Here is a 21,684-nt window from a genome sequence, read left to right on the forward strand (position 1 = left end):
AACATATTTAACCTTGGATTTATATCATTGGAATTGGGAATTCTGATGATATGCTTCTGTAATGTGTGGGTTTTCGGGCTTACCAACGGGAGAACCTATACCAAAATATCAAAAATTCCGCCACGGGAAATTGCATTAGTTCTGGGAACATCTCCAAAAATGAGATCCGGAAAATCCAATCCTTATTTCACCAAAAGAATGGATGCCACGGCACTTCTTTATCATCATGGGAAAATCAAGAAAATTATAGTAAGCGGGGAGAAAAGCAAAGGTTATAACGAGCCGGGAGCAATGAAAAACTATCTGATCAATCAGGAAGGTGTGCCTGAAGATATTATTGTGGAAGATCCGAAAGGTTTTAATACCTATAAAAGTATTCTCCGTTGTAAGGATGTTTATAAGAAGAAAAATGTCATTATTGTATCTCAGGGATATCACAACCTAAGAGCATTGTTTTTTGCGAGAAATAATGATATGAATGCTTTGGGCTTTGATGCGCAGGATGTCACAAAACCTGAGAGCTTCTACAGAAACCAGACGAGGGAAATCCTCGCCCGTGTGATTGCTGTAGTTTATTTTATTTTAGGCGTTTCTCCGGACTAGAAAGGATATCCGAACGCGATATTAACTGTTGGTTTGAAAGGCTGGATGTTTTTGAATCTCCATCGGTCACCTTCAGGTTTATTCGGGTCATAAATCTTATACGCAAGGTCAATTCTTGCAGTAACGTAAGCGATATTCAATCTTAATCCGAATCCACTTCCGATACCTACCTGTTTCCAGAACTTACCGAATTTAAATTCATCTCCATAGCCGTCATTATAGTTACGAAGACTCCATGTATTCCCGATATCGGTAAATAAAGCTCCTTCGTAAGTTTTATTGAAAGGAATTCTATATTCAATATTGGTGGTAAGTTTTACATTGTCCGTCATATAGGTACGAACTCTTTCATCCACCTGAGAATCTGCAGGACCTAATCCCCCAAAGGCTACCCAGGCTCTGATATCATTGGAACCTCCATTGAAATAAGACTTGATGATAGGCATATCCTGAGAGTTTCCAAAAGGAATTCCAACTCCGATAAACTGACGAAGTACTAACGTCTGATTTCCGTTAAACTTGAAATACTTTCTGGTGTCAATATCAAATTTTACAAATTGTGCATAAGGTAACCCGAAAATAGTTCTCTGTGGACCGGTAACAATACCTCCGTCATTATCTTTTTTATTGAATAAGCTTAAGATGTTACCTGCAAGCTCTACTTTTCCGTTAAAATAAAATGCATTAGGATATTCTTTTTTTCCAATTTCGCTATATACAAAGTTGTAGATCATGGAAGAAATAAGGACATCCTGAGTCTGTCTGTCTTTGTTCACCAATGTCCCTCTGAAAGCTGTTAAAAGATCAGTTCCCTCCTGATTAAGACTTGCACGGTAAGCATCGTTCTCGATAATTTTCTTGGAAACTTCATCTACGCTGAGTTTTCCATCTTTATAGTCCTGTCCGGTTTGTTGAGTATCTGCATCAAACATAAAGTAATTTCCGAAAACTTCATCTTTTACCCTTCCGTCATTCACAAAGTAATCGTAGTAAGCATCTTTATTTTTCGTCAGACTGACCTGAGTATTGAATAAAGTAAGCTTGTGATATACCTGGTCATTGACACTGGCCTGATAGTTTAATCCCGTATTGAAAATAAGTCTTCCCAAACCGATATTGTTCTGTATAGATGCTCCCAACAGGATAGAAGAAGTTGGTGTATATCGTTTAGGAATGAATTTATAATAATTAAAAGGAAGCAGCAGCCTCGGGAAATTCAATGATGTCTGAGCCGATATTTCGTAAGCAGGAACCCTCTTATCAATATCCTTGGTACTTCGGATAGACCCAAATGTACCTGAAAGGCTTGTTGAAAGGTTTTCCGCCCCTCTGAAAACATTTCGGGTGGTAAGATCTACAGAAGGAGATATCCCGAGATTTAAAATCTGGGAATAATTAATATCTGTTCCCACTTTAAGTTCATACTTTGGAAGTGGTTTCAATACATATAAAACATCCACAATACTGTCGTTAGGGGAAGTCATTCCGCCTTGTCTCAGAGAGTCTCTTGCTTTAACGATGCTAAAGTTATTCATCGATAAAAGATTTCTCTTGGTTACATCCAGTTTCGTCTGATCAAAAACTTTTTTGCTGTCCGGAATAATAGCCCTCCATATGGATGAAAGTTTGTACTTATCATTCACCGTATGGAATCTGATTCTCCTTAAGCTGTCTTTCTTTGTATTTTTAGGATAATCACCAGGTTCATCCACAATGGCAACATCAATATTTCCAAAAGTGGCTATTTTATAAGGCGTATCCAGTGAATCTTTATGAATTTCCAGGGTTAATGGAACCTGTTTTCTGCTTTTAAGAGAATCGGCCACAAAATAAACCTCATCATTGGAAGCATTGAACCTGTAGAAACCAAATTCTCTCATCAGATCAGTAATTCTGGTTACTTCTCTTTCCAAAACGGTCTGGTCAAGAATCTGTCCTGATCTTACAAGGCTTCTGTTCAGATTATAGTTGTAATATCCTTTGATTCCCTGATCCGGAATATTATAGAAATAATCCTTGATACGTGTAGGCTCGTTATGCTTGATCGAATAATTAACAGATGCTTTTTTGGAAGCAGAATCCAGTGTATGATTGAACTTTACATCAGCATCCCAAAATCCTCTGTAGGTAAGTCTTTTCTTGATAGATTCAGCGCTTTTTTCGCTTCTGGTCTGATCAAGAATTACCGGTGCTGTACCCCAATTGTGCAGCAAACGGTCAAAAAGAAGACTTTTTCCGACACTGCTTTTCATGTTATATTTAAGGAATAAAGAGTCTCTCAGTTTCTGATTTCTCATCTCACCGGGATAGGTCATGTATTCATTAAGTATAGTGTCATATTTCGTATCTGCCATATTGTAGAGCAGTAAACTCAATGGCATGAAAAGAAATTGCTTTTTATTGGGTTTCTGCTGGATGTAATCTTTCAGCTCTTCGTCGAAAAATTCTCTCTTATCCTCGAACTCTAAACTGTTCTTGGTAAGCAGATATTCGCCCTCAGGAACTTTTTTTGTCGTACTACAAGCATAAAGGAGACCAACAAATGTTGCAAATGAGATAATTTTATAATATTTTTGAGGAGAATTCTTATAATGCTTACAGCTCATACAATAAAAGTTTTACAATCTTTAGATAAAAAGAAGTTCAGACAAAAATACAATTTGTTTTTGGTTGAAGGTAATAAAATCATTTGTGAACTTTTTAATTCTAACTTTAAAGTTAAAGAAATATTATCAACCGATCCACAAAAATTGGACCGTAGTGATATCCCTGTTACCCATATCTCTGAAAATGAATTAAAAAAAATCAGTTTTCTTAAAACACCAAAAGATTCTGTGGCGGTATGTTATCTTGCCGAGGAAGAAAAATGGGAAGATAAGAATATACAATTGGTTTTGGATGGAATACAGGATCCGGGAAATCTTGGAACTATTATACGTTTGGCAGACTGGTTCGGAATTGAACAGATTATCTGCAGTGAAGATACCGTAGATGTGTACAATCCAAAAGTGATTCAGGCGACAATGGGCTCGTTTACCAGAGTAAATGTAGTGTACACTGATCTTGTGGAATATCTTTCTAAGACAGAGAATGTAAATATCGGAACAGATATGGAAGGAGAGAATATCTATACTTTTGAAAAACCTGAAAAGGTTAATCTCATTTTAGGAAACGAAGGAAACGGAATGAGACCGGAAACAGAAAAGCTTTTACAGAAAAGTATCAGTATTCCGAGATTTGGAAAATCCCAGTCTACAGAAAGCCTGAATGTATCAATGGCTGCAGGGATTATTTTAGGACAGTTATTTTCAAAATAGAAAAATAAGAAACCAGAGGTTAGAAATTATTGTAAAATATTACTGAATAGTATCTAGCGTCTGGTTTCTAATATCTTATTTTTATATCAGTTGTTCCATACTTGAAACACTTTTGTTTTTCTGATAGACCTCCATCTTTTTTCTGACATATTTCAGAGCAATAGGAGCAAGGTAAATCAATGCTGCACCAATCAGTTTTTTCTTCCAGTTGGAGCTTTTCATATTCTTTTTGGCGTAATTTCCTACGATAGCGGTAACTCCCAGTTTAACAAGACCATCGGTAATGTTTCCTCCTTTGAATGCGGAGCTGGCAATTCCTACAGCTGTATTTTTGCTGATCAGAAGATCTTTCACCTCTGAAGTAAGCTGTTTGGCAATGACATCCTTTCTTAAAACTACTTTTTCATCACCGTCTTCATCAATCTTTTCCTGAAGATACTGATCACTTAAACCATTGGTAAATGCACTTAAGCTTTCTTTTGTATTTTTGAAGGTAAGAAGATTTTCCAGATCACTTATTTCACCCTGAAGCAGTTTTTTCTTTCTTCTTAATTCTTCTATGCTCTCGTATTTTCTGCCCATAGTTTAATGATTTAAAAATTTAATAACCTGATCTGCAACAGTATTGACAATCTTAGTTTTGAAGGCCACCACAAACGCCATTACCAGCGCATAAAATGCTGCCACAATGAGGAATCCATATGAGTAATTATCCAGTGCTTTTCCAATAAGGAAAGCAATTCCAAAATTGAAAAGGATAATAAAAAAAGCAAAAGCAACAAGCAGTACTACAAAGTAAGTAATGAGCCCGGCAGAAAGTGACGACTTTTCAGTCGCTTCAATTTTCAGAAGATCTATTCTCTTGGAGGCGTATTCTTTAATAGTTTCTATCATTGTTTTTTTTTAAAGTTACAAAAAAAGGAACTTTCGCACAAAAGTTCCTTTCCGTAATTTACTTAAAAAAGATAAATTACTTATTTTTTCAGATCATTCAGTTCCGCTTCTACATCTTTTGCCAAATCTGCAGTTTTAGAAACAATCTGATCTTTGTACTTATCATATCCGTCTTTCACAGTATGTGCTACGCTACTCGCCGTTTCTTTGAAAGTAGAAGAAATATTGCCATATTGGTCTTTTACTTTTTCAGAAACCTCTCCGTATTTATTTTTAGCCTGATCTTTAAGATCATTTGCTTTAGTTTTGATTTTTTTTCTGGTTTCTTTACCTTCTTCCGGTGCGTATAACATTCCTAAGATTACACCTGCCGCAGCACCTGCAAGAAGTCCTGCCAATATACCTGCTGTATTATTTCCTTTTCTAGACATTTTAAGTTTTTTAATAATTAATAATAAATTAGTTTTTACAGTAATAAAACTTACAATTTGTATACCAAAGGAGGCTTGAAGCCTATTAAAAATTGTTAAATCTTTTTGATGTGAGATAAAATAACTTCTATGGTTTCCTTTTTGGTGAGTGCCGAATTATCAATTACGATAGCATCGTCAGCCTGCTTCAATGGGGCTATTTCACGCTCACTGTCGATCTTGTCACGTTCTATAAGGTTTTGCTTTACCTGTTCTTTATCTGCTTCTATTCCCAGGCCTTTCAGTTCCAGAAACCTTCTGTTGGTTCTTTCGTCAATGCTGGCAGTAAGAAAGAATTTATAGTCTGCATTTGGCAGAACTACTGTCCCAATGTCACGTCCGTCCATAATAACACCTCCTTTTTCTGCCAAAGTGCGCTGCGATTGCAGTAAGAAATCTCTTACTTCTTTCTGTTTGGCAACAAGACTTACGTTGTCAGATACAATATTGGTTCGGATTTCCTTAGAGATATCGGTATCATTAAGGAAAAGAATAAGGGTGCCGTCGTTATTTTTAAATTCAAGTTTGATTTGATTAAAAGAAGAGAACAGTGTATTCAGATCAATCTCACCGTTTTCATTCAGACAATGCTGCAAAGCATACCAGGTAACTCCTCTGTAAAGCGCTCCTGTATCCATATGAATAAGTCCCAGTTTATCAGCAATGACTTTAGAGATAGAACTTTTTCCGGTAGACGAGTACCCATCGATAGCAATTACAGGTTTTTTCATACTGCAAATTTCAAGATTTTTTTTAGAAAATCAAGAAGAAGTAAGAAAATTTCGGAATAATTAAGAAATTTCCGGTCAGGAAGGTTATTCTCCTCTGTGGCTGGAAAGGTCCATAGAAATTCCTATCTGATTGACATTCGAAGAGTTGTGGTATCTTACGTGGGCGTAATCAATACGGAATCTGGAAACTTTAACTCCAAATCCTGCAGAAAGTCCTGAGAAGTTTCTCTGATCTGCAACCGCCAGTTCATTTCCTCTTTTTACATTATAGCCCAGTCTGATGTTGAAGTTTTTTTCCGGAAACAATTCTGCCCCCAATGAAAAGTGGTCTGCGATTTTTCTGCCAGCACCTACTTTTTGCCCATCCAGATTTTCTTCTGAAGAAATATCAAACTTCTGAAGATCATGCGCTGTAATAGTAATGGCAAGAGGGAAGTTCTTGATTATTCTGGTGTATCCCAGATCAACCCTGAAAGGAAGATTCTCTCTTGTTCCGTTAAAAGATTTCAGCTGAAAGCCAAAATTTCTCATCACGAGAGATAGTACTTCTTTGTTCTTTTTATTATGATAGGTAATTCCCGCTGTTCCTGAGATGGCGGAAGAAGTATAGTTGTCAATTTTTGAGGTGATGAAATTAAGTCCTCCACCAATCGTCCAGTCTTCTTCAAACTGGTAGGCATAGCCCGCACCAATCGCTACATCTGAAGCTTTAAATTCTCCGTTTTCGAAACCGCTTTCATCCGTCCTCGGAATACTTCCATAGCTCATATACCTTGCATTGATGGTAGCCATATGGCCATTTTCAAAGTCTTTGGCATAAGCAATCGTTCCATATTTCGAATCGGCAAGGTAAGCCGTTGCGTTTACAGAAAGCTGTTTATCAGAATCTTTATTTAAAAGGGCAGGGTTTGCAATAGCAAAGGAAACATCATAATCTCTTACCGAAATTGCATCTCCACCCAAAGCAGCCTGTCTTGCAGATACAGGTACATTTAAGAACGGATAGACATTTGTTCCTGTTTGCGCATAAGAAACAATTCCTGATAGAAATAATGAAAAAATGATAATTTTCTTCAACTCAATTTATAATTAATGCAAAAATAATCCTTTTTCGTACTTTTCAAAATATTTCTTACATTATTTCTATTTAAATATTTTTCTTTTATCAATATCATTAATGATTATATTTGCAAAATCAAATTCTGGGGAAACCCATACTAATAAAAAGTTACTTAAAAATAAAAGATGAAATATAAAAGAATCCTTCTGAAACTGAGCGGTGAGGCCTTAATGGGAAACAGACAATACGGTATTGATACTGAAAGACTGCAGGAATATGCAGCTGAGATCAAAAAAGTAGTTGAAAAAGGCTGTGAAGTAGCGATCGTGATTGGAGGAGGAAATATCTTCCGTGGTGTAGCCGGAGCTGCAAAAGGTATGGATAGAGTGCAGGGTGATTATATGGGAATGCTTGCTACTGTTATCAATGGAATGGCTTTACAGGGAGCATTGGAAGATGCAGGAATCAAAACAAGACTTCAGTCTGCTATCGAAATGGATAAAGTGGCTGAACCTTTCATCAAAAGAAGAGCAGTAAGACACCTTGAGAAAGGAAGAGTTGTAATCTTCGGAGCAGGTACAGGAAACCCTTATTTTACGACTGATACAGCGGCTACATTAAGAGCTATCGAAATCGGAGCTGATGTAATCTTAAAAGGAACAAGAGTAGACGGAATCTACGACAGCGATCCTGAGAAGAACGCTAATGCTGTAAAATACAACTCATTATCTTTTGATGAAGTATTTGAGAAAAACCTTAAAGTAATGGATATGACTGCCTTTACATTAAGCCACGAAAACAAATTGCCAATCATTGTATTCGATATGAACAAAGATGGAAATTTAGAAAAAATCGTAGACGGAGAAAATGTAGGTACTTTGGTTAATTTATAATCAATATAAGCCCTAAAAAATATAAAAACACCTGTTACAGTAATTGTGACAGGTGTTTTCATTTTAACACTAATCTTAATTATTTATCCACACTGGCATTTTGTTTGGCATTTTCTTTTTCAACCAAAGTGTAATGGGACAAAATCCATTCAAGGATCTGATTCATTATTTTTATAACCATCTCAGATTCTGTAACAGCAGTTACTCCCGGTACCAGATTTAAAACGGCCGGTTTTGGTAATGGCTGTGGTAAAATAAGTCCATTTACCTGAGGGTTAGGTCCTGCTGCAGGAATACCATTATACATGGCCACATGTTGTACGCCTAGCTGAAGCATATAATCCTGCAAAGTTTCAGGAGGTGTTTTGATAGTGGTTTGGAGTTGCCCTGGAAGCGATTGGTTTTGTATTCTTGTATAACTGGCTCCTGATTTTGAAGAATCATCAATAGCCAATTTTTGTAAAGTTTGTAATATATAAGGAGTCATATTGTTAGTGGCCTGACCATATATAGTTGCAATTTTCTCCAGTTCTGATACCGGCCACGCATGAGGAACTACATCCAGATTATTCCAGTGCATGGTATTCCAGCTTTGATAAGTGCCTGATTGTTGCTGCCATCCCGGAGGCAATGGAGGGAATTTACTATTGAACAGATTGGCAAATGCTGCCTCACCCGGCGTTGGTCCGGCAGTTGGATATACAAGCGTTACCCCGAAAGCATTCAGATCCTTATTTTCTTTCAGATAAAGAGCAAGGGTAGGAGATAGTGCTCCGGCAAGACTGTGTCCACAAAATATAATGGCGGTATCCGGATCCGGATTTAAGCCTGCCAAAAATTGTTGCAATGTAGTATTCGGTGAAGCTGCAGATTGTGGGCTTTCAAGCCCGAGAAGGATACTGATACCAGTAGCAGTTCCCTTTGAAATATAAGGGTCAGTGCCATTATAAGCCGATGGAGCGAAATTGGAAGGGTTATAAGTAGTCCAGTTTACCACTTCTGCAACTGAGAAATCTTCTGTTTCCCAATCGTAAAGTGATGAAGGATTAGTGGCGGCAATGGCCACAACGTAGGTAGGTAATGTAGGACCTCCCGGAAATGCGACAGCATTAGACTTAACAACATATAATGCATTATCTGCAACACCAGTAGGAACTCCCTTTTCATTTTTTTCTTCGATCAGGGCAGGACCCCAGACCAGATCCCAGTTTCCTAATTCCGATACGGCTGAAGGGTTAGCTATGGAAGGTGTTTTCTGATCCATTATTTTAACCGGAGGAACATTGTTAAAATAATAGGATAAATCATACTGAAGCTGTTGCTGTAGTTGGATACCAAAACCGTTGTAGCCTCCGGCACGGTTGGCAAGACCTGCCATACCGAAAACTTGTTGATAGGCATCTAATGATGGATTTGTCATGATGTGATTGGTTTAAAATAAGGTTAAAATTTTTAATTGATAAGAAATGTCTTCTGTAAGACTTTCCGTTTTTTATGGCAAGGATTTCATTTAAAATACCTGCCAATGTTTCGTTTAAAAGAACAGAGTAAAGGACGTTATTAAAAATGATATCACACTAAGTAGAAATAACCAAAATGTTCTATAGGTATTTGTACCCGAAGTTTTTTGCTTGAAGTTGGATTTTAGATGAAAAATAACTTTCTTTTTTTCAAAGAGGAGACAAGTGCATAAAATACATGTTGGAATTAGCTATTATGCGAAAACAATGCTAATTCCGAAATATGATCTGTGGAATATTAAGAAAGAAAATCTGGGATTGCCAAAAGAAACAGCCTCCAATAATACACAAGCCTTCTTTTTAAGAGGACTTTTTTTATATTTGCCCCAAACGAAAACTATGTTATTATTTGGTTTAACAACTGAGGAAATGGCTTTCTTTACTGATATAAGCAAAACTGTAATTCCTTTATTCGCAGCTTTGGGTGGCGCAATGACAGGTTCATATCTTACTTACAGATTTCAGAGGAGCGACAAGATAAGAGATCATTTATTTAGCTACAAGGCTAAATCATATTCAAACTTAGCTCAGAGATTAACAATTACTATGGGTGATATAATCAGCTTAAATAATGACATTAAGTATTGTGATAATATTGATTCATACAGAAAGAAGCCGCGAGAAATTTCGCAAGAACTAACTGAGGGTTATTCAGATTACTATATATTTTTAAGTGATAATGTGTTAAAGGGAATTAGAGATCTAAAGTTTAAGATGGATAAGGCATTTCACAATGTTTATTTTAGGGAGGAAGAATTATCGGATGATAGTCTGGATCAACTTTTTAAAGATGCTTATGATGAATGCTCAAAATTACTCTCACTTCTTAAGGATGAATTAGAAATTTACAGAATTAACAAGTCTAGATATAAATAAAACCGCCCGCGCATTAGGGTTTTATTTTTGAAGAGGCTTTTTGTTATATTTGTGAAAACTAAAAATTATGATTGACAATAATGGAGATGATAAAGAACTAGACTTAAAAAGACTTGCAAAAGCCGTCGGGTTGGTAATTGTTAGTTTATGGATCATTTCTTTAATTGTCTTAGGATTATTAGTAGATAGAGGGAATGAGATAGGAGACTCCTTTGGTGCAGTAAACGCTCTATTTTCAGGATTAGCGCTTACTGGAATTATATTGACTATTTTGATGCAAAGGGAAGAGTTAAAATTACAAAAAAGAGAGTTGGAGCTTACTAGGAGTGAAATGGAGAAAACTAGGGAAGAATTTGAAGTCCAAAGTAATACTATGAAAATCCAGCAGTTCGAAAATACTTTTTTTCAAATGATATCCTTATTTCATGGAAATATTAAAACAATGGCGTTTAATTCTGATGGAGAAAGATATGCAGGTACAGGAGTATTTGCTTTACTATTAGACGGCGTAGAAAGAAACTTAGATATAGGTTTAAGAAATAGGTATAATCAAAATAATGATAAAAATTATAATGATAATCCTTATGATTTTTTTCGTGACCAGGAATTTCAAAAAGTTGGAAAGGAAGAGTTTATTCCATTATTCTTAGCACACTTTTCGATTTACGGGGACGGCCTAACAAAATATTTTACCACACTATATAATGTATTGAAGCTTATAGATAAGTCTGAAATAATTGATAAGCAATACTATGTGTCAATTATTAATTCTCAATTAAGTAGAGTGGAGAGGTTGACTATCTTCTACTATACAATATCGAAAAAAGAAGATTCAAATTTTAGAAAGTTAGTTGAAAACTTTAACTTGTTGGATGGTCTTAGTGAAAATATGGTTGTAAGTAAAAAAATATATAAGGAGTATAAGCCAAATTTAGAAAATAAACTTCTGTTGGCTTAGTGTTGGGAGCAAGAAAATCCTATATAATTGGTTTTTGCTTCTATGATCAAAAAAGCTGATAGTGAAAATAATTTTATAACTACTCCCATTTTAAAAAATCATAGTTTTAGTAAAATAGAGAGTTCAGTTACCAAAATATGGAAATAATCATTATTTTTGCAGCACTGAATAGTAAAAAATAATTTAAAATAGTAAGGAAACCCTGATGTTTACGGTGTTTTTGGATTTAATTAATTGATATTCAGTTGAATTAATAGATGTGTAATTTATCAAACTTTAATATAATAATGGAAGAATTAGATCTTATATTAGAATCTGTAAAACAAGACATGGATGCAGCTGTAAAGCACCTGGATCACGCATTTCAAAGAATTAGAGCAGGACGTGCTTCTACGGCAATGGTTCAGGATGTAATGGTAGAATATTATGGAGCGATGACTCCTATCAACCAGGTTGCGAATGTTTCTGTTCCGGATGCAATGACAATCTCTATTCAACCTTGGGACAGAACGGCAATCAATGCCATTGAAAAAGCGATCATCAATTCTAACTTAGGTTTTGCTCCTTCTAACAACGGAGAAAATATTATCCTTAATGTTCCGCCTTTAACTGAGGAAAGAAGAAAGGAACTTGCAAAGCAGGCTAAAGTAGAATCTGAGAACACTAAAGTAACAGTAAGAAACGCAAGACAGGAAGGTTTGAAAGAACTTAAAAAACTGGAAGGAGTTTCTGAAGATGTTGTAAAAGGAGTGGAAGAAGAAATCCAGACGTATACAGATAAATATGTAAAACTTTGCGATGAGCATCTTAAAACAAAAGAAGCTGAAATTATGAAAGTATAATTTTCAGTTTTTGAAAATATTATGAGAGAGGTTTCTTTTGAGAGACCTCTTTTTTTGTGATTTTTACTGTTACATTTTACTTTTTACAATGCAATACATTCTTATTCCATACTATATTGTTAAGTATTTACGTTCATTCATTATATTTAATGAATTATTCCTGACGTTTAATTAAAAAACAGGAAACAGATACTATAATGATGACAAAAATAATCGGGGTAGGAAACTATATCCCATCGGAAACAATAACCAATTTATTTTTTGATAAACATGTTTTTCTTAATGAAGAAGGGATATTATTAAAAGAGAATAATGCCTCCATTACAGATAAGTTAAAAAAGATTACAGGTATTGAAGAAAGAAGATATGCGCACAGTACACAGGTTACTTCTGACCTTGGAGTTATTGCGGCACGTTCGGCCATAGAAAATGCGGGAATTGATCCTGAAACATTGGACTATATTATATTTGCCCATAATTTCGGGGATGTTCGTTTCGGTACCGTCCAGTCTGATATGGTACCCAGTCTTGCTGCGAGGGTGAAACATTTATTGGGAATCAGAAATAATTTCTGCGTTGCTTATGATGTTCTTTTTGGATGTCCGGGTTGGATTGAAGGGGTAATACAGGCTCATGCGTTTATCAAATCCGGTTTGGCAAAACGATGTTTGGTTATTGGGGCAGAAACCCTTTCCCGTGTAGTGGATATCCACGACAGAGACAGTATGATCTATGCAGATGGAGCAGGAGCGGCTGTTCTGGAAGTAAATCAGGATGATGATTCGGGGATAAAGTCTCATTTGTCGGCTTCTTATACACTTGAAGAGAAAGACTATCTGTATTTTGGAAAATCTTACAATAACGAAAGATGCCCGGATACCCGATACATCAAGATGGATGGCAGGAAAATATATGAATTTGCTCTGGTGAATGTTCCGGATGCCATGAAAAAATGTCTTGACAACAGTGGATATTCCATTGATCAGTTAAATAAGATTATCATTCATCAGGCGAACGAAAAAATGGATGAAGCCATCGTGAACAGGTTTTATCAATTATATGGAAAACCAGTTCCGGAAAACATTATGCCTATGGTGATTCATAAACTGGGAAACAGCAGTGTAGCGACAATTCCTTCTTTGCTGACGATGATTTTAAAGGATGAACTGGAACATCATAAAATAGAGAAGAATGATGTAGTTTTATTTGCGTCTGTAGGAGCAGGGATGAATATTAATGCTTTTGTGTATCAGTTTTAAAAAATAATAAAGAGGTTTCTGATGAGAAGCCTCTTTTGTTTTATAGACATTGTATTGATGTTTTCACGTCTTTATATGAAAAAAGCTTCGGAGAAACTCCGAAGCTTTTTTATTTCTATATCAGAATTATTGATATCTCTGATGTTCTTTGCTTTTTGTAAACCTTTTGGTGATTGGTTTGAACAATGCTTTGTATTTTTCTGCATCAAACAATTGTGAATCTGTAAGTGCTTTATAAGTCATCCAGACTCCAAAAGGAAGAAGGATCAGGTTAGGAAGCCATGCTGCAAGGTAAGGATTCATTTTTCCGCTCCAAGACATGTTTTCTACCCCAACATTCATTACATAAAAGATGATGAAAATAACGATAGCGATGATTACCGGAAGTCCCATTCCTCCTTTTCTGATGATAGACCCCAAACTTGATCCAATCAGGAAGAAGATAATACAGGTAACAGAATATGCAACAATTCTCTGCTGGTAAATAACCACTTTACTGAAGTATTTTACATTAGAACTGTATTCATTCTTTTTAGATTCCAGTGTTGATTTCAGATTGTCTAATCTGTTGTAGGAATTGTAAATGATTTCCAGTTTTTTATCCCCTTTTACTGTGTCCAGTTTGATTTGGGTCTTCGGAGCTACTTTATGTTTGTTGCCTTTATCCATGTAGGTAATCACAGAATTGGTTTGGTTAAGAACCTCGGATCCGATGTTATCAAAGAACTGTTTATTGTCTTTTTTGGTTTTTGTAATCGTTCCGTCAAGCTGGTTGTAAGTCTGGAAACGGTAGTCATCGGTAATCTGTTCTTTTTCGATGGCTTTATTGATGATTTCACTGATGTCAAAGTGAGATACCAATGTATCAAATTTAATAGCCTGATCGGGCTGTTTTAGCCTTACATTATCGCCTTTTCCGGCAAAAGCATCTTCGAATACATAGCCGTTATAAAGAACAAGCTTTAGAAAATTCTTGTTAACAGCCGGAACAAATTTTCCTTTTTCAGCCACTACAGATTGTTGGTTTTCGTAAGCATTGGCCTTTTTATGAACAAAAACGCCTTCAATATTTTCTCCGTTTTCCCCATAGATCTTGTCAAATTTTACCATATAACCTGGAATCTGATCAATAAACTGTCCCGGAGTAAAGTTGATGGCCGGTTTGGTTTGGGCGATATTGAAAAGCATGTTCTTGGCTTTCTTCTGAAAATCCGGAATAATATTGTTGGAAAAGAAAAACAACATGATAGCAAGTGCCGTTGAAATTCCAAGAAGAGGAGTCATTACCCGGGTCAATGGAATCCCTGCTGCTTTCATTGCTGCAAGCTCGTAACGTTCTCCAAATTCACCAAATGACATGATACTCGCCAGAAGGATCGTAAGGGGGAGAACCATACTGATTACATTTACCCCAAGATAAAAAAGAAGTTTAAGGATTTGCCAGTAGCTTAATCCTTTTCCCATAAACTGTCCCAACTGTACCCAGATAATGTTTACAATAAAAATGAAAAACAATACGCTGAATATAAAGAAAAACGGTCCAAAGAAGGTTTTTATAATGTATCGGTCTAGTATTTTTAACATGCGCCAAAATTAATCAAAAAGCCACAAAGTTTACTTGTGGCTTTTTATATTTTGTTATTTTTTTAACTTTAAAAGTAAATTTACATAGTTGCGAATTCACTTTCAGCTTTTTAAAGTTCTGTAACGATGTAGTTTTTAAACTTATTTTTGTCAAAAACAAACATATTAGGATCCAGCTCCTGGTTTTCTTTGTACTCTTTAATAGCAATTACAGCAACATCTTTGTTGTTTCCATGCTGTTCCAGTTTTACCATTTGTTTTTTCGCTGAATCTACAAAAAGGTATACGTATTTTATTCCGTTTGCTTTTACCGGAGTCAGTTTAATAAAGTCTGCATTTACACCATTGACCACTTTCTTACCGTTATAAGTTACATTATAATCATTTCTATAGTTTGTAAGATAGTTGATAGGGGAGAACATGGTGCTGCTTCCGTTAGGTTTAGCAATGGTTACTTCCATATCATCCGCGTTGATGTTGTAAATTTTATTACCGTCAAAGATCTGTTCTGTATCCATGATCTTCAGTTTGTATTTCTCTCCTGCTACATAATAAATACCAGGTTCTGTTTTCGTCACCTGTCCGTTAAGACCGCTTCCAAAAGAAAATTTGAAGTAAGAATTCTTTTTAGAATTGTAGTTGGCTGTAATATCATCCAATATCTTTTTAGCTTTAGCATCAATCTTCTGAGCGTTGGCCATACCTACTGCACCTACAACAAAACTTCCTAATATAACTTTTGAAATAATATTCTTCATTTTTTTATTTAATAATCGTTAGATTTTTTTTAACTCTTAAGGTTAAAACTATTCATTTTTCCTTTAACTACGCAGATCTTCCAAAAACTGTTCCAAAGAATGCAGGTCGCTGATCAGAACCTCTCTTGCCTTTGCTCCGTTAAAGCCTCCCACGATACCACTTGCTTCCAGCTGATCCATAATTCTTCCGGCTCTGTTATAACCCAGTTTCAATTGTCTCTGAAGCATTGAGGTAGATCCCTGTTGTGTAGAAACAATGATTCTTGCTGCTTCTTCAAATAAAGCATCTTTTTCGTTCGGGTCAAAAGCACCTACAGTACTTGTTGAATCTTCAGAAACATATTCAGGAAGTAATAATGCCGAAGCATATCCTTTTTGTTCGCCGATAAACTCTGCCAGTCTTTCCACTTCCGGAGTATCTACGAAAGCACACTGAAGTCTTAAGATTTCGTTTCCATTGAAGTAAAGCATATCTCCTTTACCGATCAGCTGATCTGCTCCCGGAGAGTCAAGGATCGTTCTGGAGTCTACACTGGAGATTACTCTGAAAGCAGCTCTTGCAGGGAAGTTGGCTTTGATCATACCTGTAATTACGTTTACAGAAGGTCTCTGTGTAGCTACAATAAGGTGGATTCCTACAGCTCTGGCAAGCTGTGCAAGTCTCGCAATAGGTAATTCAACCTCTTTTCCTGCCGTCATAATCAAATCAGCAAACTCATCTACTACCAATACGATATAAGGTAAATAACGGTGTCCGTTTTCAGGATTTAATTTTCTTTCCGTAAACTTCTTATTATATTCTTTTAAGTTTTTACAGAAAGCATTTTTAAGAAGATCATATCGGGTATCCATTTCAATACAAAGAGAGTTCAGTGTATTGATTACTTTATTGGTATCTGTAATGATGGCTTCTTCTGCATCCGGCAGTTTTGCCAGATAATGTCTTTCAATTTTTGAATATAATGAAAGTTCTACTTTTTTAGGGTCTACCATGACGAACTTCAGTTCGCTAGGGTGTTTTTTATAAAGAAGGGAAGTAAGAATAGCATTAATCCCTACAGATTTACCCTGACCTGTTGCTCCAGCCATCAATAAGTGAGGCATTTTCGAAAGATCGGCCATGAAGATTTCGTTGGAAATAGTCTTTCCGAAAACTACCGGAAGATCCATATCTGTATTCTGGAATTTTTGAGAAGCAATAACAGAACGCATAGAAACCATCGTAGGATTTTTTCTTGGTACCTCAATACCGATAGTTCCTTTCCCTGGCATTGGAGCAATAATTCTGATTCCTAATGCAGAAAGGTTCAATGCAATATCATCCTGCAGTTTTTTAATCGCTGCTACTCTGATTCCTGCTTCGGGAACAATTTCATAAAGTGTAACTGTAGGCCCGATAGTTGCTTTAATCTCTGCGATTCCAACGTTGAAATTCTTTAGAAGTCCAACAATCTTATTTTTATTTTCTTCTAATTCTTCCTTATTGATAGAAATCTCTTCATTTCCATAATCTTTCAGTAATTCTACAGGTGGCATCTGGAAATTTGCAAGATCCAGCTTGTGATCATACAATCCATGCTTTTCTACAAGTTCCTGAGACTTTTTATCAGAATCATCCAAAACATCAATCACCTGAGCTACTTCTACATTGAATTTAATATTTTCCTGTGCCGGAGCAGTTGTTGCTGCCGGAGACGGAGCAGAAGGTCTGATGTCAAATGCTTCCTCAGGGCTGGAAACCGGAACAATTGGTTTGGTAGAAAGATTTAAACTTACAGGTTGAGAAACCTCCTTGGGTTCCGGATCAAAAGAAGTATGGTTCGGAGTGGTAATAGTTTCTATCTCGTTTGAAACCGGAACTTCAGGAAATCCTTTCGGAATACTTACTGGTTCTGGTTCTTTCATTGTATTGATTGGATTATTGACAGTATGATTTGTTACATCACTTACTGTAACTCTGGAGGTGGTTTCTTCTTCCGCTTCCTCTGCTTCTTCTCTCAATTCCTCATCAGCTTCGAAATCATCATTGGAGTCTGGCATCATAGATTTTACTTTTCCAATCGTATTTTCATTGATCTTATCCAGTTTTGCTTTGATAGAACTTGGACGAAGATTAAATTCAAGAATAAAATAGAGAAGGATGCTTGCTGCTAATACGGTCCACAAACCTACTGCTCCGATGATGGAGTTAAGATAGTCCATGATCTGATATCCATAGACACCTCCTAAAACCCCCTGACCTTTAGTAAGTGCTCCCATAAAAATAGGAAGCCAGCAGATAAAAAATAAAGAGTGTCCAATAGTTTTCCAGGGTTTGAATATTTTTTTCTTAAGAATCAGTGTTCCTACCACAAGCAGTAAAAATGCGATGATGAATGAGGCAATACCAATACTTTCAAAAATGAAAATATTCCCCAGCCAGTCACCTACCTTACCAAAGATATTGGAAGATTTTATGCTTTTGTCCAGCATGGTTCCTGCCTGGCTTTGATCTGCTTTCCAGTTCATCAGATAAGAGACGAATGAGAATGCAAGAACAGCCGATAAAAGTATAAAAGTAAGCCCGAAAAAAATACGTGGCTTAGATAAAATTCTGCCTTTCTCAGGCGATTCAGTCGGTTTTTTTTGTGTCTTTTTATCCATAATATCAATGTCGCAAATTTAATGTTTTATTCAACACTAAATGAATCTTTTTTACCCAAAAAACATTTTGGTAATCCCGCTTTTATAAAGGTTATTTAAAATTTTTACTTTAAAAATATTTTCTTTTATGATAGAATAAAATAAGGCTATTTTTTTTGCTTATCCAAATCTGATACCGTTAAATTATATTAACTGATTATTATTTGTTTTTCTTTAAAAAAGATAATAAAATTTTCGATTTAAATAGAAGGAGATTAAAAAAAAATAACAATATTAGAAATTATTGTATCTCAATAGTGCTTTTTGAACTAGTTCAAAGGTCAGGACTTGAAGTATCTGTAATTTTGACCTATAATTTTACATATGAAAAATACATTCACAACTTTTCTGACCTTAGGTCTGATATTAATTTCAATGATTACAATGAACGCACAAAAACAAAAAATGGAACACACTGCATTAATCATTATCGACGTACAAAATGATTATTTCCCGGAAGGAAAGATGACACTGGAAAAAAGTGAACAGGCTGCCGAAAATACCAGAAGTATTTTAGAATATTTCAGGAAAAACAATCTGCCTGTTATTCACATCCAGCATATTTCTACCAACGATGGTGCAACGTTTTTCCTTCCGGATACAGAGGGAGCTAAAATCAATCATCTGGTTTTACCGAAGGAAGATGAAAAAATTATCGTTAAGCATTTTCCCAATAGTTTCAGGGAAACAGATCTGTTGAATTATCTTCACTCAAAGAAAATTAAAAATCTGGTGATTACAGGAATGATGACAGATGTTTGTGTAGAAGCAACTACCAGAGCTGCTTTCGATTTTGGTTTTCATAATATGATTATCGGAGATGCAACAGCAACCAGAAACCGGGAATTGAATGGGGAAGTGGTAAAAGCAGCAGATGTACAAAAGTCTTTTCTGGCCGGGATCTCTGCTCTTGGAAGTCTTTATGCTGGTATAATAAATACGAATGAATTTTTAAGCAAGTAGGCTTCTTTGGATACGCAAGGGCGCAAAATGATATTAAAAATTTTGCTATATGGCGCAAAGATTTTATCTCCGATAAAATTTAAAACAGGTCATCTTGCTGAAAATCTTCGATTTTCTTGCGTCTTAAAATAAACAATATGTATGATAAAACTTTGCGCCTTAGCATTTACCCAACAAAAATTGAAGTTCTATTGCTTAGGAACAAAAATAACTTAACATAACTTAATTTCATGAAGGTGTCAATAATTTTGATACCTTTATTTTGCTTAAATAATCCCATGTCCGATTTACTTCTTAAAAATATCAATCAATACGTCAACCTGTCAGAAGAGGATCTTACGCAGTTTATAAAACCTTTTGAACTCAAAGCGTTTAAAAAGAAAGAGGTTGTTCTCAAAGAAGGAGAATATTGTCTTTTTGAAGGATTTGTGCTGAGTGGCTGCTTTAAAATCTACTATCTCAATGAAAACGGATTTGAGCAGACTTTATATTTTGCAGTGGAAGGATGGTGGATTACAGATATTGACAGTCTTATCAATAACGTTCCCAGTATTCTGAATATTGAAGCCCTTGAAGACAGTGAAGTATTGATGATTTCTAAAAAAGATAAGGAAGATCTGTATGAAACAATGCCACAGATAGAAAAGCTTTTCAGAATCATGAACCAGAAATCTTCGGTAGCGCTGCAAAGGAGAATTCTTTCCTTAACGGGTAAAACGGCAGACAAACGCTATCTTGAATTTCTTGAAAAGTATCCTGGACTGGAACAGAGAATTACCCAACAGCAGGTGGCATCTTATCTTGGTATCACCCATGAGTTTTTAAGTAAAATCAGGAAGAAAATATCATTGGAAAAATAAGTATATTGCCACAGTTTTTTGTCATTTCAAAAATTGCATTCAATATGACAAAGAATGATAATTAATAACTGATTGAAGACTTTTTTTAATGGAATTATTTGGTGTCCCTGGAATTTTTATTTTCGTCTTTTTAGCATTGATCAGGCCTTTAACGGTTTTTTTTCATGAAATGGGACATGCTGTTACCGTGTGGCTGATTACAAGAAAAAAAGTACATGTCTTTATTGGTTCTTATGGAGATAAGGATAACAGTTTTCCTGTCAATTTCAAAGATTTTTCTTTTTATATATTTAAAAATCCTCTTAAATGGGGAAGAGGGCTGTGTGAATCTGAAGAGAAAAGATTTTCGGTCAATAAGCATGTTTTATATGTGTTTGGAGGGCCGGCTGCCTCTTTATTATTAGCGTTACTCTCTTATTTTATCATTGCAAATACTCAATTTCTTACGTTATTTTTCATCGTATTAATGGTTTCGTCAGCAATTGATTTTTTAATCAATATTTTTCCGAGCCAGAAAACTATTTGTATGAGTGATGGAAGATCGATTTTTAATGATGGAAGGGCTATCATCAATCTTATCCGGCAGAGAAAACTCCCTGAAGAATATACAGAAGGAGTATATAAATTTCATGAGAAGAAGTATCCTGAAGCTGCATCCATTTTTGATACTTTATTACAGGAATCAAAAGATCTCAATATCTATCGGATGGCAATAGTATCCCATATTAACAGTAAGAATTATGAAAAAGCAAAAGAAATCGCTGTTCAATTCAAAGAAAATAATCCTTCTATGACTGCAGATGACTGGACGAATTTTGCATTAACGTTTACTGAAACAGGAACATTGGAAGAGTCTCTTGAATATTATGATAAAGCTTTGAAAATGGATCCTAACAATAAATTTGCTTTAAATAATAAAGGCTATACATTAATTCTTCTTGAAAAATATGAAGACTCTATCCCTTTATTAACCAAAGCCATTTCAGTGGATAAAAAATTTTCATATTCTTATAATAACCGCGGACTTGCAAAGATTAATTTAGACCTCTATGAAGAAGGACTCCGGGATATTGAAGATTCATTAAAGCTTGATGCTCAAAATGCCGATGCATATAAAAATTGGGGAATTTATCATATGAGAAAAATGGAGTACCAGGATGCACTGAATATGTTTTTAAAAGCGAAAGAAATGGATGAATCATTCTGTGGGATTGATGAATTAATAGGCGAAATAAAATTAAAAATGGAGGCGGGTTACAGGTTGGGGTTATAATGAGTTTTATATCAATTAATTGCGGTAAAAACAGCAGGAGAGAAATAGAGTGTCTCGATTATCTGGATAGGTAATATAAATCCGAATTTTCACATTTTTAAAAATTGAATTTTTCCTAATGTTTTCGGGCTTATTAAGAAT

20 protein-coding genes are annotated in these 21,684 nt (G+C 35.4%); 10 read left to right on the forward strand and 10 right to left on the reverse strand.

All coding sequences use genetic code 11. The annotated features are described in order from the left end of the window. The first annotated feature begins 45 nt into the window (after positions 1-45). Complete coding sequence (locus tag ACKTTZ_RS19605; RefSeq protein ID WP_373427997.1) at positions 46-603, forward strand: vancomycin high temperature exclusion protein; 558 nt, start codon at positions 46-48, stop codon at positions 601-603. Here ACKTTZ_RS19605 and ACKTTZ_RS19610 read toward each other — a convergent pair. Continuing rightward, on the reverse strand, positions 600-3,209 hold the full coding sequence (locus ACKTTZ_RS19610; RefSeq protein ID WP_253316666.1) for a BamA/TamA family outer membrane protein: 2,610 nt from the start codon (positions 3,207-3,209) through the stop codon (positions 600-602). The genes ACKTTZ_RS19605 and ACKTTZ_RS19610 overlap by 4 nt on opposite strands. Here ACKTTZ_RS19610 and ACKTTZ_RS19615 point away from each other — a divergent pair. After that, positions 3,195-3,920 carry an RNA methyltransferase gene (locus ACKTTZ_RS19615; RefSeq protein ID WP_034694327.1) on the forward strand — a complete coding sequence of 242 codons (726 nt, stop codon included), beginning with the start codon at positions 3,195-3,197 and terminating at the stop codon, positions 3,918-3,920. The two genes, ACKTTZ_RS19610 and ACKTTZ_RS19615, sit on opposite strands and share 15 nt — an antisense overlap. 81 nt (positions 3,921-4,001) lie before the next feature. On the opposite strand, the gene ACKTTZ_RS19620 is transcribed toward ACKTTZ_RS19615, so the two are convergent. The 5 genes from ACKTTZ_RS19620 to porQ all read right to left on the reverse strand — a co-directional run bounded on the left by ACKTTZ_RS19620 (position 4,002) and on the right by porQ (position 7,092). Then, positions 4,002-4,502: a hypothetical protein gene (locus ACKTTZ_RS19620; RefSeq protein ID WP_034694329.1), complete on the reverse strand. Its 501-nt coding sequence runs from the start codon at positions 4,500-4,502 to the stop codon at positions 4,002-4,004. Positions 4,503-4,505: 3 nt separating this feature from the next. Continuing rightward, positions 4,506-4,814 (reverse strand): phage holin family protein, encoded by a 309-nt coding sequence (locus ACKTTZ_RS19625; RefSeq protein WP_034694332.1) that lies wholly within the window; start codon positions 4,812-4,814, stop codon positions 4,506-4,508. 80 nt (positions 4,815-4,894) lie between these two features. After that, positions 4,895-5,245 (reverse strand): YtxH domain-containing protein, encoded by a 351-nt coding sequence (locus tag ACKTTZ_RS19630; RefSeq protein WP_034694334.1) that lies wholly within the window; start codon positions 5,243-5,245, stop codon positions 4,895-4,897. Positions 5,246-5,340: 95 nt separating this feature from the next. Continuing rightward, positions 5,341-6,015, reverse strand: coding sequence for a (d)CMP kinase (cmk, locus tag ACKTTZ_RS19635; protein ID WP_034694336.1), 675 nt, complete (start codon positions 6,013-6,015; stop codon positions 5,341-5,343). Between the two features lie 84 nt (positions 6,016-6,099). Beyond that, on the reverse strand, positions 6,100-7,092 hold the full coding sequence (gene porQ, locus ACKTTZ_RS19640; protein WP_253316665.1) for a type IX secretion system protein PorQ: 993 nt from the start codon (positions 7,090-7,092) through the stop codon (positions 6,100-6,102). A 168-nt stretch (positions 7,093-7,260) separates the two neighbouring features. On the opposite strand from porQ, the gene pyrH reads away from it, so the two are divergent. Beyond that, positions 7,261-7,968: a UMP kinase gene (gene pyrH, locus ACKTTZ_RS19645; RefSeq protein ID WP_034694340.1), complete on the forward strand. Its 708-nt coding sequence runs from the start codon at positions 7,261-7,263 to the stop codon at positions 7,966-7,968. Positions 7,969-8,047: 79 nt separating this feature from the next. On the opposite strand, the gene ACKTTZ_RS19650 is transcribed toward pyrH, so the two are convergent. Next, positions 8,048-9,388 (reverse strand): lipase family protein, encoded by a 1,341-nt coding sequence (locus ACKTTZ_RS19650; protein ID WP_407846408.1) that lies wholly within the window; start codon positions 9,386-9,388, stop codon positions 8,048-8,050. Positions 9,389-9,653: 265 nt separating this feature from the next. On the opposite strand from ACKTTZ_RS19650, the gene ACKTTZ_RS19655 reads away from it, so the two are divergent. The 4 genes from ACKTTZ_RS19655 (at position 9,654) to ACKTTZ_RS19670 (ending at position 13,423) form a co-directional block, all read left to right on the forward strand. Further along, positions 9,654-10,364 (forward strand): hypothetical protein, encoded by a 711-nt coding sequence (locus ACKTTZ_RS19655; RefSeq protein WP_407846409.1) that lies wholly within the window; start codon positions 9,654-9,656, stop codon positions 10,362-10,364. A gap of 67 nt (positions 10,365-10,431) precedes the next feature. Continuing rightward, a complete protein-coding gene (locus ACKTTZ_RS19660; RefSeq protein WP_407846410.1) occupies positions 10,432-11,322 on the forward strand; it encodes a putative phage abortive infection protein in 891 nt (296 codons plus the stop codon). A gap of 287 nt (positions 11,323-11,609) precedes the next feature. After that, complete coding sequence (gene frr / locus ACKTTZ_RS19665; protein ID WP_079241539.1) at positions 11,610-12,164, forward strand: ribosome recycling factor; 555 nt, start codon at positions 11,610-11,612, stop codon at positions 12,162-12,164. A gap of 197 nt (positions 12,165-12,361) precedes the next feature. Further along, positions 12,362-13,423 carry a 3-oxoacyl-ACP synthase III family protein gene (locus tag ACKTTZ_RS19670; protein WP_034694345.1) on the forward strand — a complete coding sequence of 354 codons (1,062 nt, stop codon included), beginning with the start codon at positions 12,362-12,364 and terminating at the stop codon, positions 13,421-13,423. Between the two features lie 126 nt (positions 13,424-13,549). Here the strand turns inward: ACKTTZ_RS19670 and ACKTTZ_RS19675 are convergent, their stop codons facing one another. The 3 genes from ACKTTZ_RS19675 to ACKTTZ_RS19685 all read right to left on the reverse strand — a co-directional run bounded on the left by ACKTTZ_RS19675 (position 13,550) and on the right by ACKTTZ_RS19685 (position 18,408). Beyond that, positions 13,550-15,007, reverse strand: coding sequence for an LptF/LptG family permease (locus tag ACKTTZ_RS19675; RefSeq protein ID WP_034694347.1), 1,458 nt, complete (start codon positions 15,005-15,007; stop codon positions 13,550-13,552). A gap of 110 nt (positions 15,008-15,117) precedes the next feature. Further along, a complete protein-coding gene (locus ACKTTZ_RS19680; RefSeq protein WP_034694350.1) occupies positions 15,118-15,765 on the reverse strand; it encodes an outer membrane lipoprotein carrier protein LolA in 648 nt (215 codons plus the stop codon). A gap of 63 nt (positions 15,766-15,828) precedes the next feature. Beyond that, positions 15,829-18,408, reverse strand: coding sequence for a DNA translocase FtsK 4TM domain-containing protein (locus tag ACKTTZ_RS19685; protein WP_407846411.1), 2,580 nt, complete (start codon positions 18,406-18,408; stop codon positions 15,829-15,831). A 363-nt stretch (positions 18,409-18,771) separates the two neighbouring features. Between ACKTTZ_RS19685 and ACKTTZ_RS19690 the strand changes: the two genes are divergently transcribed. The 3 genes from ACKTTZ_RS19690 to ACKTTZ_RS19700 all read left to right on the forward strand — a co-directional run bounded on the left by ACKTTZ_RS19690 (position 18,772) and on the right by ACKTTZ_RS19700 (position 21,543). Beyond that, positions 18,772-19,410, forward strand: a complete 639-nt coding sequence (locus ACKTTZ_RS19690; protein ID WP_407846412.1) for a cysteine hydrolase family protein — start codon at positions 18,772-18,774, stop codon at positions 19,408-19,410. Between the two features lie 278 nt (positions 19,411-19,688). Continuing rightward, positions 19,689-20,270, forward strand: a complete 582-nt coding sequence (locus tag ACKTTZ_RS19695; protein WP_407846413.1) for a Crp/Fnr family transcriptional regulator — start codon at positions 19,689-19,691, stop codon at positions 20,268-20,270. 88 nt (positions 20,271-20,358) lie between these two features. Beyond that, positions 20,359-21,543, forward strand: a complete 1,185-nt coding sequence (locus ACKTTZ_RS19700; protein ID WP_034694360.1) for a M50 family metallopeptidase — start codon at positions 20,359-20,361, stop codon at positions 21,541-21,543. The last annotated feature ends 141 nt before the right edge of the window (positions 21,544-21,684 follow it).

Source organism: Chryseobacterium sp. KCF3-3 (assembly GCF_045865955.1).
Taxonomy (GTDB): domain Bacteria; phylum Bacteroidota; class Bacteroidia; order Flavobacteriales; family Weeksellaceae; genus Chryseobacterium.

What these genes read in the sequence shown, in the direction of transcription:
- ACKTTZ_RS19605 (WP_373427997.1), top strand. Translation starts at nt 46, where the DNA reads ATGATATGCTTCTGTAATGTGTGGGTTTTCGGGCTTACCAACGGGAGA.
- ACKTTZ_RS19615 (WP_034694327.1), top strand. Translation starts at nt 3,195, where the DNA reads ATGCTTACAGCTCATACAATAAAAGTTTTACAATCTTTAGATAAAAAG.
- ACKTTZ_RS19610 (WP_253316666.1), bottom strand. Translation starts at nt 3,209, where the DNA reads ATGAGCTGTAAGCATTATAAGAATTCTCCTCAAAAATATTATAAAATT.
- ACKTTZ_RS19620 (WP_034694329.1), bottom strand. Translation starts at nt 4,502, where the DNA reads ATGGGCAGAAAATACGAGAGCATAGAAGAATTAAGAAGAAAGAAAAAA.
- ACKTTZ_RS19625 (WP_034694332.1), bottom strand. Translation starts at nt 4,814, where the DNA reads ATGATAGAAACTATTAAAGAATACGCCTCCAAGAGAATAGATCTTCTG.
- ACKTTZ_RS19630 (WP_034694334.1), bottom strand. Translation starts at nt 5,245, where the DNA reads ATGTCTAGAAAAGGAAATAATACAGCAGGTATATTGGCAGGACTTCTT.
- cmk (WP_034694336.1), bottom strand. Translation starts at nt 6,015, where the DNA reads ATGAAAAAACCTGTAATTGCTATCGATGGGTACTCGTCTACCGGAAAA.
- pyrH (WP_034694340.1), top strand. Translation starts at nt 7,261, where the DNA reads ATGAAATATAAAAGAATCCTTCTGAAACTGAGCGGTGAGGCCTTAATG.
- ACKTTZ_RS19650 (WP_407846408.1), bottom strand. Translation starts at nt 9,388, where the DNA reads ATGACAAATCCATCATTAGATGCCTATCAACAAGTTTTCGGTATGGCA.
- ACKTTZ_RS19660 (WP_407846410.1), top strand. Translation starts at nt 10,432, where the DNA reads ATGATTGACAATAATGGAGATGATAAAGAACTAGACTTAAAAAGACTT.
- frr (WP_079241539.1), top strand. Translation starts at nt 11,610, where the DNA reads ATGGAAGAATTAGATCTTATATTAGAATCTGTAAAACAAGACATGGAT.
- ACKTTZ_RS19670 (WP_034694345.1), top strand. Translation starts at nt 12,362, where the DNA reads ATGATGACAAAAATAATCGGGGTAGGAAACTATATCCCATCGGAAACA.
- ACKTTZ_RS19675 (WP_034694347.1), bottom strand. Translation starts at nt 15,007, where the DNA reads ATGTTAAAAATACTAGACCGATACATTATAAAAACCTTCTTTGGACCG.
- ACKTTZ_RS19680 (WP_034694350.1), bottom strand. Translation starts at nt 15,765, where the DNA reads ATGAAGAATATTATTTCAAAAGTTATATTAGGAAGTTTTGTTGTAGGT.
- ACKTTZ_RS19685 (WP_407846411.1), bottom strand. Translation starts at nt 18,408, where the DNA reads ATGGATAAAAAGACACAAAAAAAACCGACTGAATCGCCTGAGAAAGGC.
- ACKTTZ_RS19690 (WP_407846412.1), top strand. Translation starts at nt 18,772, where the DNA reads ATGAAAAATACATTCACAACTTTTCTGACCTTAGGTCTGATATTAATT.
- ACKTTZ_RS19695 (WP_407846413.1), top strand. Translation starts at nt 19,689, where the DNA reads ATGTCCGATTTACTTCTTAAAAATATCAATCAATACGTCAACCTGTCA.
- ACKTTZ_RS19700 (WP_034694360.1), top strand. Translation starts at nt 20,359, where the DNA reads ATGGAATTATTTGGTGTCCCTGGAATTTTTATTTTCGTCTTTTTAGCA.